Below are 13,079 nucleotides of genomic sequence, written 5' to 3'. Positions count from 1 at the left end.
ATGGATATACCAAAAGACAAAAAAATAATTTTATTTGACGGGGTATGCAACCTATGTGATCAAGTTGTTCAACGCATAATAAAATCCGATAAAAAAGATATCTTTAGGTTTGTTGCCTTAGACTCAGATAAGGGCAGACAAATACTAAATCATATTGGAGTTAATCCAAATCAAATAGACAGTATTGTTTTTTACGAACCTGGAAAAGCATATTATCTCCAAGCCCAGGCAGCTCTGCACATAGCCAAGCATTTAAAAGGGATGTATTATCTTTTGGGTATCTTTAATTTATTACCAGATTCGATAAATAACCGTCTTTACAATTATATTGCTAAGAATCGATATAGATGGTTTGGACAAAAAAAAAACTGCTTAATTCCGGATCAAAATATAAAAAATAAGTTTCTGTAAAAGCAATATTAAATTTTGTTACTTAAATAATAATTAATCACTTTTTATTTCCCTTAAAGTATAGCAATGCTTATATTTGCGTACTCAAAAAAATTATTCGAATGCATATTTCATACAATTGGTTAAAACAATTCATTAAGTTAGACATTACACCAGAAGAAACATCTGAAATCTTAACAGATTTAGGACTTGAGGTTGAGGGAATTAATCATTACGAGAGTCTTAAAGGTGGTTTAAAAGGAGTTGTTGTTGGACACGTTTTGTCATGTACCAAACATCCTAATGCTGATAAATTAAATGTAACTAAAGTTGATTTAGGTACAGGCGAGCCAGTGCAAATAGTTTGTGGTGCTCCAAATGTAGCTCAAGGACAAAAAGTTCCTGTAGCAACAATTGGTACAGAATTATATGATGCAGATGGTAACGCATTTCAAATCAAGAAAGGAAAGATTCGCTCGGAGGAAAGTCACGGAATGATCTGTTCTGAGGTAGAACTAGGAGTTGGAACCGACGGTTCTGGTATTTTAGTTTTAGATCAAGATTTAGTTCCTGGAACTCCTGTTGCCAGTATATTTAATATTGCAACAGATCAGGTATTCGAAATTGGTTTAACTCCAAACCGCTCTGATGCTATGAGTCATTGGGGAGTTGCTCGTGATTTAAGAGCTGGCCTACTACAAAATTCTAAAGAAGAAACCCAACATAAAGAACTAATCACTCCTTCGGTGAGTAAATTCAAAGTAGAGCGTCGTACTTTAAAAATGGACGTAAGTGTGGAGGATTATAAAAAAGCACCTCGCTACTGTGGAGTTACTATCTCAGGGATTGAAGTAAAGCCTTCACCAGATTGGTTACAAAATAGATTAAAAGCCATTGGTATTACTCCAAAGAATAACATTGTTGACGTTACCAACTATGTGTTACATGATTTAGGACAACCCTTACATGCTTTTGATGCCGCTAAAATAAAAGGAGCTAAAGTTCAAGTAAAAACCGCTACTGAAGGAACAAAATTTGTTACTTTAGATGGTGTTGAGCGCACCCTACATGCAGATGATTTAGTTATATGTGATGAAAACGGACCAATGTGTCTTGCAGGTGTATTTGGTGGATTAAAATCAGCGGTAAACGAAAACACTACCTCTATCTTTTTAGAAAGTGCATATTTTAATCCAGTTGTTGTACGTAAAACAGCTAAAAGACACGGTTTAAATACAGATTCTTCTTTCCGCTTTGAAAGAGGTATTGATCCTTCAATAACTGAGTATGCTTTAAAACATGCTGCTTTATTGATTCAACAAGTTGCTGGAGGGGAAATCACTTCGGATATTGTAGATTTATACCCTAAAAAAATAGAAGATCATTCTGTTTTCTTAAACTTTGATAATATTACTAGAATTTTAGGAGAAGAAATCTCTAAAGAAACTATCAAAAAGATATTGGTGTCTTTAGACATTAAAGTAAACAGCATGAGCGATGTTGGTGTTGGTATTACAGTACCTGCATATCGTGCCGATGTAACTAGAGAAATTGATGTTATTGAAGAGATTTTACGTGTGTATGGATTTAATAACATTACTATATCTTCTAAGTTAAACGCTACGATTTCCAATACATCTAGAACAGAGGATCACAAAGTTCAAAATATTGTTTCCAATTTATTGGTTGACCAGGGATTCTATGAGATTATGAATAACTCATTGACTACACCACAATATAACAAGCTTACACAAACAGTTAAAGACAATTTCCAAGTTGATATTTTAAATCCTTTAAGTGGTGATTTAAGCGTAATGAGACAGACCCTACTTTTTGGAGGTTTAGAATCTATATCTTACAACATTAATCGCAAAAGAGGTGATTTAAAACTTTTTGAATTTGGTAAAACATATCAAAAAATGCTTGCCAGTTATGAAGAGCACAAAACACTATCTTTATTTGCAACTGGTAATAATATCAAAGCATCTTGGAATAGTCAACAAACCCCTATAGACTTTTTCCAATTCAAAGGGTATATAAATACAATCTTAACACGTCTTGGATTAAATAAATGTCAAACCCAACCAGTAGAAAGCGATGTTTTCTCTGAAGGTATTGCCTATTATATTGGCAAGGATTTAATTGTGGAGTTTGGAGTTTTAAAAAGAGCTATTCTAAAAGAGTTTGATATCAAACAAGAGGTTTGTTATGCGGAATTTAAATGGGAAAATATCTTTAAATTCATAAGCTCAAAGATTAAATTTACAGAAATCAATAAATACCCTTCGGTTAAAAGAGATTATGCACTTTTAATTGATGAGGCAGTAAGTTTTGATCAAATTCACGCCTTGGTAAAACAAGTTGACAAAAACATTATTAAAGATGTAACGTTATTTGATTTTTATCAAGGAGACAAAATTGAATCGGGAAAAAAATCTTACGCGATTTCAATTTTAATGGAAGATGCATCTAAAACCTTAACAGATAACCAGGTAGAAAAGATAATGGGTAAAATTAAGTACCAATTAGAAAATAACCTAGGAGCAGTTCTTAGATAAAAAAATAATTAGATAAAAGGGTATTCAAAATTAGTTTGAATACCCTTTTTTAATAACATCGAAATTTAATTCACCTATAAGACAAAACTTTACTTGCTTATTCCATTTTTTTCACCTTTTTAAATTTCACCTTCTTATCAAGTAGGATTCTTAATTTACGGTACTCTCAAGTAGATCTTATCTAGTAACCTTTAACCTACTTTTATTACCCTATGCTTACTTAAAATATAATAAGGGTTTGTTTTAACTAAAGCCCTACCTCTTTTAAATGGACACTAGATTAAACAACAATTCGTGTAGTGAATAAAACCCAACCATATAGCTTTACTAAATAACATCTTAAAACACACTATTTTAAGTGCTATTTTTAAATAGCTACTTTCTTGGTATTCTTTTTTTAATACAGACATATTTTAAGTATCTATAAACTAGAGATAATACTTCGATTGGCTGTAGATCGTTTATTTTTTGAGCAAGTTTTTTTTCAATATTTTCAAGTACCATAGAGTTTTTATTGGTCGTCTTACTAGAGTTTTTCAAAAGATTTATCGGTACTATACCCAACAATAAGCACTCTATCATCTAACTATTAATACCTTTTTTTAAAAGGGCTATTTTTAGAATCTTCATCTTATAAAACTAATAAAATTAGATACAAAAAAAGGCTAATGTTATTCAAACATTAGCCTTATAAAATTACCTAACTAATCCAAGGTCATTTAATAGCTTTACTGATTACTTATTATACTATTTAAAGTTTCTTGTAATTTTTTAACTGTTATATATCCTTGTAGACTATAAACAATCTGAAATTTATCATCTAATAAAATCAAGCTAGGATAGATTTGATTAGGATTCAAAGTCTCTGCCAATTGGTGAATTCCTGAATTTAATCCTTTTGGTTTAAACACATACTCCACTTGTTGTAACTCAATGGTAGTTTGGTCTTGGGCATCGAGACTTATAAAGTAAAAATAATCATCTAACAAAGAGACAACTAAAGAGTCTTTAAAAGCTTTATTTTGCATTAAAGTACAATAATTACACCAATTTGTATGGATAAAAACCCAGAGATAACGTGGCTGGTTTTGCATTTTCTGCTCAATATTATCCCAGGTACTTTCTTTAGGTTTTTGGGCGATTATCGTAGTTGAAACAAGAGTAAATACAACCAAAAAAAATATTGATTTAAATCTCATAGTAAAATATTTTTTTACTTAAAACTTTGGAAGTTACAAAATAGAGTAACGCACTCCAAAGTAAACTTGCCTACCTAGCATAGGAGTATAACTATAGTCATTGGGTTCAAAAATTACATCATTACGACCCGGTGGTGGTGCAACTCCGTTTCCGGGCTCACCAAATGGGTCCCACCAACGAGCAATTGCATCATGTTTTGGAAGAGTGTTGAAGATATTTTTAACCCCGCCATAAAGACCTATTCCATTAAATAAATTCTTACTAATTTGTAGATTTGACAGTAATACCCATGGAGAATATTCTGGTCTATAATCATCCTCTACCCTTGGCATTCGCATTGGCCCATTCCAATTACTTGTAAAATCGGTAGACCACCCCCTACCCAGATCATAACTAGCCAAAAAAGTACCTGACCATTTTGGAGAGTGATATATCGAACTTTTCACTTTTGTCTGTTCTCGATATACTTCCATGTAAGTTGCTCCTGCCATTATACGCAAAGGAAATTCAAAACTAGCTTCAATATTTAACGATATTCCCTTAGATACTGCGTGACCATCTAAGTTATCATAAATAATTTTAGTCTGGTCAGAATCTGTATCAGCATCAATTTTATTGGTAAAATAAGTGTAAAACCCTGTAGCATCAAAATTCAATACTCCGAAATTGGTTGGAAGTTTCCACACATAATTTAAATTAAAATTATAAGATTCTTCGGGTTTTAAATCAGAGGCAAAAACTACTTGTCGTGCACCAGTTAAAGCTCTGTGATCCTCCGTAAACACATTAACTACTCTAAATCCAGTTCCAAAACTAGCTCGAAGGGATTGGGTAGGAGTCGGATCAAATTTATAAGCAACCCTTGGTGAATGGATTAATTTATGTGTTCTATCATAATCCAATCGATAACCATACAACAAGGTATTAGTTGGATTAATTTTCCACTGATCCTGAATAAATAACCCCCAAATAGGAGTATTCATAGGTGTGTTTTTCACCAACCCGTTTTCATCATAAATCCCTGTAGCTCTTGTGTTATCATCATAGTAAGTATATTTATAAGAAACTCCGGCTAGAATATTGTGATTGTCAATTTGCTTATCCCAATATAATTGCCCAAAAACAACTTGCTGCTTAGCTTGGTAAGATTCAGGTCCATAGAAGGAATTCTGTCCATGGTAGTTGTAAGAAAACTGTGCAAAAATAGACTCTGAGGTGGGAATTTGATACATTCCTATGGCTTCGAATCGATTAGTAAAAATACTTTCTCCGTATACTTGTTCTCCTCCTCTATCTCTATGTTTATTCCAGTTTGTCTCACCTCCCCATCTATCCTCATACAAATATCTAAGAGCTATGCTAGCAAGCCTATCTTGGGATCTTTTAAAAGATGTCTTATTAAAAATCGATACGCGATCTTGTTGGGTTACATCGGTAAAACCATCATTATTTTTATCATGTCTATGACCGTATTTAAAATAATTTACTCCCAATAAGTTATCTATGTTTTTTCCTAACTTAAACTTACTAGACACATCTAAATTAGTCTCTAACCAAGAGGTCATAAATGCATCAAAGCTAAACAAAGGAGCACTTTGGGGGTCTTTCGTAATTACATTAATAATTCCTCCCATTGCCTCTGTCCCATATAAAGAAGATGCCGGTCCTTTTACAACTTCTACACGTTGAATCATTGAGGTGGGAATACCACTTAACCCATAAACTGATGCAAGGGAAGAAACAATAGGCATTCCATCAATCAATACCATAGTATAGGCCCCTTCCATCCCGTTGATGTGTATATCCCCGGTATTACATACATTACAATTTAATTGAGGTTGAACCCCGTTGACCATCTTAATGGCATCAAAAAGACTTGCAGTGGGATTTTTTTGAAAAAACTTTGGCGTATAAATTTCAATAGGAACTGCAGAATCAGACTTTAACATGGGCTTTAAACTAGAGGAGATAACAATCTCATCTAGATCATTATCTGGCTTTAAAGAAAAATTGACGCGCATTTGTTTCTCACTATCATAAGTGACATGCTTACTTTGGGCTGTAAAACCAGCGAATGACCCCACTAGAACAAGATTTTGACCATCAATAAAATCTCCTTTTAAGGAATAATAACCAAATTCATCAGCCACTGCTCCACTTTTGGAGCCTTTCAAATAGACTGTCGCGTAGGATAAAGCTTGATCTTGATCATCGGTAACATACCCTGAAATGGCCTGGGCGAGAGAATCTACACCACAAAATACAAGTAAGCCAGATAAGGTAAAAAATTTAATTAGTTTTTTCATAATATAAGTTTAGGCTTGTCTAAAATAATACTTGCGCAAACCTAATTAATTTAAATCTATTAACAAAATATATAAGTGTAATTTTATTAATTCCTTATACTTATTGACATAATTAACCACAGAATAAGTCAGTTAGAGAGCTTTTTTTTTAAGTGAATTCAAAAAAAGTAATCCTTTTTAACCTATAAAGTTAAAATCTTGTAAAGCTAAGTCTCCTTTATAAGGCAAGTTACATTTAAAACCACCGAGTAGATAAAAATAAAGGGGGTAACGAATTCTTATTCTAGATAAGAATTACCTTAAGAGATTTTCAATATGAAAGGTGATTAAGACCTATAATTCTACTGCTTTTTGTTTTCTATTTTTCTACGATATCTTTAAACAGTAAGCAATACTTATATAGAAAAAGCAAAAATAAACAAGAGCTTTGTTTCTATTAATTAATTGTACTTGGCAGGATTATCTTCATTTATTAATTGATCTACCAGCAAAGTTATTTAACCATTTTTGAAATCTTATACATAGCTACGGATTCACAAATCATAACAGATAAGCCAGTTCACAAATCACCTATTTTAAAACACATATAAGTCCTTTATCTAGTATTTTATGGGGATTTATACTAGGCAAAAAAAAACGCTTGTTGAAAATCATTGATTTTCAACAAGCGTTTATACCTATTAAATAAAGCTCTTTGTTTTAAAAGCTATCTAAAACAAACCCTACATAAGTTTTTTAGCACAAGAGCTTTATATAACTGTTTTAAGAACTATCCTAAAACTTCTTTTACTTTCTTTCCAATTTCAGCTGGAGAATCTACCACGTGAATACCACACTCACGCATGATTCTTTTCTTAGCTGCAGCAGTATCATCTGTTCCTCCTACAATTGCACCTGCGTGACCCATTGTTCTACCTGCTGGAGCAGTTTCTCCCGCGATAAATCCAATAACTGGTTTTCTGTTTCCATCTTCTTTAATCCAACGAGCAGCATCAGCTTCTAATTGACCTCCGATTTCTCCGATCATAATAATAGCTTCTGTCTCTGGATCATTCATTAATAATTGAACTGCCTCTTTTGTAGTTGTTCCAATAATTGGATCTCCACCAATACCAATAGCAGTTGTTACACCTAATCCTTGTTTTACAACTTGGTCAGCAGCCTCATAAGTTAAAGTTCCTGATTTAGAAACAATTCCTACAGTACCTTTTTTGAAAACGAAACCTGGCATAATTCCAACTTTAGCTTCTCCTGGTGTGATAACACCTGGACAGTTAGGTCCAATTAAACGACAGTCCTTATCTTGAATATAATTGTAAGCCTTAATCATATCAGCTACAGGAATTCCCTCTGTGATACAAATAATTACTTTTATACCTGCCTCGGCCGCTTCCATAATAGCATCAGCTGCAAAAGCTGGTGGTACAAAAATAATAGAAGTATCCGCTCCGGCTTTCTCCACTGCATCAGCCACTGTATTAAATACTGGACGATCTAAATGAGTAGTACCACCTTTTCCAGGAGTAACTCCACCTACAACGTTTGTTCCGTACTCAATCATCTGAGAAGCGTGGAAAGTACCTTCACTTCCAGTAAATCCTTGAACGATTACTTTTGAATCTTTATTTACTAAAACACTCATGATTTTATTTTTAATTATTTAAACATACTTAACACAAAAATAAACAATTCTAGTTTAGAACAAAACTTTTTATCACCTATCTGTCCCGACTTTCACTAATAATTATCTACTAATATCTTTAAAAAGAAAAAGCCGTTGTTCAACGACTTTTTCCACGCTTATAAAGATTTTACTTTCTCTATTATAGATGGAATTTTCTTTAAATTGGCAAGCTGCTTAAGCATCTCTCTAGATTCCTGTGCAGGATATCCAAAGTAAACTTTTCCACCTTCCAATGATTTTGAAATTCCACTTTGTGCTAAAACAACAGCCTTAGCACCGATTGTAATTCCACTGGCTGAGCCTACTTGTCCCCATAGAGTCACCTCGTCTTCGATAACCACACATCCCGCAATTCCGCATTGAGCTGCTATTAAACAGCGAGAACCAATAACCGTATCATGCCCAATGTGTACCTGATTATCAATCTTTGTACCCTCTTTAATAAGAGTATCACCAGTCACGCCTCTATCAATAGTACAGCTTGCTCCTATTCCAACGTTATCTTGAATTACTACTCTACCACAAGAAACTAATGGATCAAATCCTGTTGGCCTTTTTTTATAATAAAAAGCATCTGCTCCTAAAACACTACCGGCATGAATAACCACATTATCCCCTATAATAGTTCCATCATATAGAACTACATTTGGGTGTATAACACAGTTTTTTCCTATCACCACATTGTGTCCTATAAAAACATTTGGCTGAATAATAGTACCCTGACCTATTACTGCATCTTGGGCTTGTTGCTGTTTTGCTTGCTTAAAAGGATTAAAGAATGTAGAGAGTTTATTAAAGTCTCTCCACGGATCATCTGAAATTAATAATGCTTTTCCTTTTGGACAAGGCACATCCTTATTAATTAATATAATCGAAGCATTCGAATTCAATGCCTTATCATAATATTTGGGATGGTCTACAAATACAATTTCACCGGGTTGTACCACGTGAATTTCGTTCATTCCATAAACTGGAAAATCTGCTTGTCCAACAAACTCACAACCGATTATTTCGGCTATAGTCTGTAAATCCTGTACTTTTGCAAAACGCATAGTTTATCTACTATAAATTAATTATTCCTTAATACGCTCCATGTAAGCACCTGTTGCTGTATCAATCTTAACTTTATCTCCTTCATTTATAAATAAAGGTACGTTAATTGTTGCTCCAGTTTCAACAGTTGCTGGTTTTGTTGCGTTTGTTGCAGTATTACCTTTTACTCCAGGTTCTGCGTAAGTAACTTCTAAAACAACAGAAGCTGGCATATCAACGGCTAAAGGTAACTCAGTTTCCGTGTTAATTTGAACCATAACCATTTCACCTTCTTTTAGCAAATCTGGGGCATCTAAAATATCCTTCAATAAAGTTATTTGCTCATAATTTTCCACATTCATAAAATGGAACTGATCTCCTTCTGGGTATAAGTATTGGAATTTATGAGTCTCCACACGTACCTCTTCAATCTTATGTCCTGCAGAAAAAGTATTCTCTAAAACTTTACCGTTTGTTAAACTTTTTAATTTTGTTCTAACAAAAGCAGGTCCTTTTCCTGGTTTAACGTGTAAGAATTCAATAATTTTATAAATATCGTTATTAAACTTAATACACAAACCGTTTCTAATATCAGCTGTAGTTGCCATCTTTTAAATAGTTTTATTTTATTATTAATATAAACCTGAATATCCCTTCATAATTCCACGTGAGGAATTACGGATAAACATGATAATTTCATCTCTCTCTGGAGTTGCTTCCATTTCGGTTTCAATGATTTCCAAAGCTTGAGTGGTATTGTAATTCTTTTGATATAAAATACGATAGATTGCTTGAATTTCACGTATTTTTTCAGTATCGTATCCTCTACGTCTTAATCCTACTGAATTAATTCCCGCATAAGAAATAGGTTCTCTAGCGGCTTTAATAAACGGAGGCACATCTTTACGTACTAAGGTTCCACCAGTTACAAAAGAATGAGAACCAATAGTACAGAATTGGTGTACTGCAACTAACCCAGCTAAAACAACGTAATCTCCTACAGTTACGTGGCCTGCCAATGTACTTGAATTAGAGAAAATACAATTATCTCCAACTATACAATCATGTGCAATATGACTATAAGCCTGAATTAAACAATTCTTTCCTACAACAGTTTTATATCTATCTTTTGTTCCTCTATTGATTGTTACACACTCGCGAATTGTAGTATTATCACCAATTTCTACGGTCGTAATTTCTCCATCAAATTTTAAATCCTGAGGTTCGGCGGAAATCACAGTCCCTGGAAAAATTTTACAATTTTTTCCAATTCTTGCACCCTCCATGATCGTTACATTAGATCCAATCCATGTACCTTCACCGATCTCAACATTATTATGAATCGTTGTAAATGGCTCAATAACAACATTACGTGCTATTTTTGCCCCTGGATGAACATATGCTAAAGGCTGATTCATATTCTTATTCTATATTTGGTTTTTTTGAAATTTGAGCCATTAATTCTGCCTCAGCTACTAACTTGCCATTAGCATAAGCGTAACCTTGCATATGACATATTCCACGACGAATTGGCGTTATTAATTCTAATTTAAAAATTAATGTGTCTCCTGGTAAGACTTTATGTTTAAACTTAACGTTATCCATCTTCATGAAATAGGTCAAGTAATTTTGCGGATCTGGTACGGTACTTAAAATAAGAATACCACCGCTTTGTGCCATAGCCTCGCAAATCAACACTCCAGGCATTACTGGAGCTCCTGGGAAATGTCCAACGAAAAAATCTTCATTCATTGTTACATTCTTTACCCCTACTACATGAGTTGCTGACATCTCTAAAATTTTATCTACTAAAAGAAAAGGAGGTCTATGAGGTAGTAATTGCATGATTTTAACCACATCCATCAAAGGCTCTTGGTGTAAATCATAACTTGGAACTTGATTTCGCTTTTCATCGCGAATAATCTTAGACATTTTTTTTGCAAACGCAGTATTTACGGCATGCCCTGGTTTATTTGCTATAATTTTTCCACGGATACGTGTTCCAATTAATGCCAAGTCTCCAATTACGTCTAATAATTTATGACGAGCTGCCTCATTGGGAAAGTGTAGAGTTAGGTTGTCTAAAACTCCATTTGGTTTTACTGATATCTGTTCTTTACCAAAAGCTTTCTTTAAATGCCCCATTGTTTCCTCTGATATTTCCTTATCTACATAAACAATGGCATTATTTAAATCTCCACCTTTAATTAAACCATTTGCAAGTAAAGCTTCTAACTCATGTAAAAAACTAAAAGTTCTTGCTTGAGAAATTTCCTGCTTAAACTCACTTAAGTTTTTCAACGTTGCATTTTGGGTTCCTAGAACCTTTGTTCCAAAATCCACCATGGTAGTTAATTGATAGGTATCTGAAGGCATAATGATAATTTCACTTCCAGTAGCTTCATCTACATAAGAAATTACTTCTTTAACAATATACTCTTCTCTTTCTGCATCTTGTTCAATTACTCCAGCTTTTTCAACGGCCTCTACAAAATACTTAGAAGAACCGTCCATAATCGGAGGCTCAGAGGCATTGAGCTCTATAATTACGTTGTCCAAGTCACAACCTACAAAAGCTGCCAATACATGCTCGGTGGTTTGAACCTTAACTCCTTTTTTCTCTAAATTAGTTCCACGCTGTGTGTTTACTACATAATTAGCATCCGCTTCAATTACGGGATGGCCCTCTAAATCCACTCGAACAAAAGTAAACCCATTGTTAATTGGTGCTGGTTTTAAAGTCATTATAACTTCTTGCCCTGTGTGCAGACCTACTCCCTTTAACGTTATTTCGTTCTGGATGGTTTTCTGTTTAACCATAATTAATATCTTTTACTATTATAATAGGATATATACTTAAGACTAAATTAAATATTTTACTTTAGGCTATCTACCTGTTTTTCAATCTCTTTTACTTGATCAACTATTTTTGGAAAATTTTTAAAGTGAATAAATGATCGCAAAAACTCGTTACTTGGCATAGCCGGGGTACCTTGTACTACTCCATTATCTGGAATACTACGTGTTACACCAGCTTGCGCTTGAATTTTAACATTATCTCCAATATTCAAATGTCCCACGATTCCTACTTGGCCGCCAAACATACAATTTTTTCCAATTTTTGTAGAGCCAGCGATTCCCGTTTGTGAGGCTATCACCGTATTTTGTCCAATCTCTACGTTATGTGCAATTTGAATTTGATTATCCAACTTGACTCCTTTACGGATAATAGTAGAACCAAGAGTTGCTCGATCAACCGTTGTAGATGCACCAATTTCAACATCGTCCTCAATAATAACGTTTCCGATTTGCGGAACTTTTGTATAAGTTCCATCCGCATTTGGAGCAAAACCAAATCCATCTGAACCGATAATTGTTCCAGAGTGAATTGTACAATTATTACCTATGATAGTTTCTGAATAAATTCTAACCCCAGCAAACAAAACCACATTGTCTCCAATAACTACGTTATCACCAACAAAACAGTTAGGGTAGATTTTTACGTTATTACCTATCTTCGTATTTTTACCAATATAAGCAAAACTACCTAAGTATAAATCATCTCCATGAGTAGAACCTTCAGAGATAACTGAGGGCTGCTCTATTCCGGATTTCATTAATTTAACTTGATTATAATATTCTAATAATTTAGAGAAAGACTTATATGCATCCTCTACTTTAATCATTGTTGCCTTTACAGGATGTTCTGGCTCAAATGTTTTATTAACAATAACCACAGAGGCCTCTGTAGTATAAATATGTTGTATATACTTTGGATTCGCTAAAAAAGTTAACGACCCAGGTTTTCCTTCTTCAATTTTAGACAATGAGCTTACCTGTATTGTAGGGTCACCTACAATTTCTCCCTCTAAAACCGATGCGATTTGTTCTGCTACTATTTTCATTAGG

Annotated in this window: 10 protein-coding genes; 2 read left to right on the top strand and 8 right to left on the bottom strand. The window is 33.7% G+C overall.

Features of this window, described 5'->3' with window-relative positions:
• Together ACYSNV_RS08850 and pheT are read left to right on the top strand one after the other, a co-directional pair.
• Complete coding sequence (locus ACYSNV_RS08850; protein WP_461762208.1) at positions 1 to 411, top strand: thiol-disulfide oxidoreductase DCC family protein; 411 nt, start codon at positions 1 to 3, stop codon at positions 409 to 411.
• Between the two features lie 101 nt (positions 412 to 512).
• On the top strand, positions 513 to 2,948 hold the full coding sequence (pheT, locus tag ACYSNV_RS08845; RefSeq protein ID WP_461762207.1) for a phenylalanine--tRNA ligase subunit beta: 2,436 nt from the start codon (positions 513 to 515) through the stop codon (positions 2,946 to 2,948).
• 728 nt (positions 2,949 to 3,676) lie between these two features.
• Here the strand turns inward: pheT and ACYSNV_RS08840 are convergent.
• From ACYSNV_RS08840 to lpxD, 8 genes are all read right to left on the bottom strand, one after another.
• Positions 3,677 to 4,147, bottom strand: a complete 471-nt coding sequence (locus ACYSNV_RS08840; RefSeq protein ID WP_461762206.1) for a thioredoxin family protein — start codon at positions 4,145 to 4,147, stop codon at positions 3,677 to 3,679.
• Positions 4,148 to 4,180: 33 nt separating this feature from the next.
• Positions 4,181 to 6,457, bottom strand: coding sequence for a TonB-dependent receptor (locus ACYSNV_RS08835; protein ID WP_461762304.1), 2,277 nt, complete (start codon positions 6,455 to 6,457; stop codon positions 4,181 to 4,183).
• 766 nt (positions 6,458 to 7,223) lie between these two features.
• The gene (gene sucD, locus ACYSNV_RS08830; RefSeq protein ID WP_461762205.1) at positions 7,224 to 8,096 is read right to left on the bottom strand and encodes a succinate--CoA ligase subunit alpha; all 873 of its coding nucleotides are present in this window, start codon (positions 8,094 to 8,096) and stop codon (positions 7,224 to 7,226) included.
• A gap of 158 nt (positions 8,097 to 8,254) precedes the next feature.
• Complete coding sequence (locus ACYSNV_RS08825) at positions 8,255 to 9,190, bottom strand: UDP-3-O-(3-hydroxymyristoyl)glucosamine N-acyltransferase (protein WP_461762204.1); 936 nt, start codon at positions 9,188 to 9,190, stop codon at positions 8,255 to 8,257.
• Positions 9,191 to 9,211: 21 nt separating this feature from the next.
• Positions 9,212 to 9,778, bottom strand: a complete 567-nt coding sequence (gene efp, locus ACYSNV_RS08820; protein WP_461762203.1) for an elongation factor P — start codon at positions 9,776 to 9,778, stop codon at positions 9,212 to 9,214.
• Positions 9,779 to 9,802: 24 nt separating this feature from the next.
• Entirely contained in the window at positions 9,803 to 10,588 is a 786-nt protein-coding gene (lpxA, locus tag ACYSNV_RS08815; protein WP_461762202.1) for an acyl-ACP--UDP-N-acetylglucosamine O-acyltransferase, read from the bottom strand.
• 4 nt (positions 10,589 to 10,592) lie between these two features.
• Positions 10,593 to 11,990: a bifunctional UDP-3-O-[3-hydroxymyristoyl] N-acetylglucosamine deacetylase/3-hydroxyacyl-ACP dehydratase gene (locus tag ACYSNV_RS08810; protein WP_461762201.1), complete on the bottom strand. Its 1,398-nt coding sequence runs from the start codon at positions 11,988 to 11,990 to the stop codon at positions 10,593 to 10,595.
• 56 nt (positions 11,991 to 12,046) lie between these two features.
• The gene (gene lpxD, locus ACYSNV_RS08805) at positions 12,047 to 13,075 is read right to left on the bottom strand and encodes a UDP-3-O-(3-hydroxymyristoyl)glucosamine N-acyltransferase (RefSeq protein WP_461762200.1); all 1,029 of its coding nucleotides are present in this window, start codon (positions 13,073 to 13,075) and stop codon (positions 12,047 to 12,049) included.
• Positions 13,076 to 13,079 lie beyond the last annotated feature (4 nt).

The sequence above is a fragment of the Myroides sp. LJL119 genome, from assembly GCF_054871605.1.
Note: the sequence above shows the minus strand (reverse complement) of the source record. Positions and strands in the feature narration are given on the sequence as shown.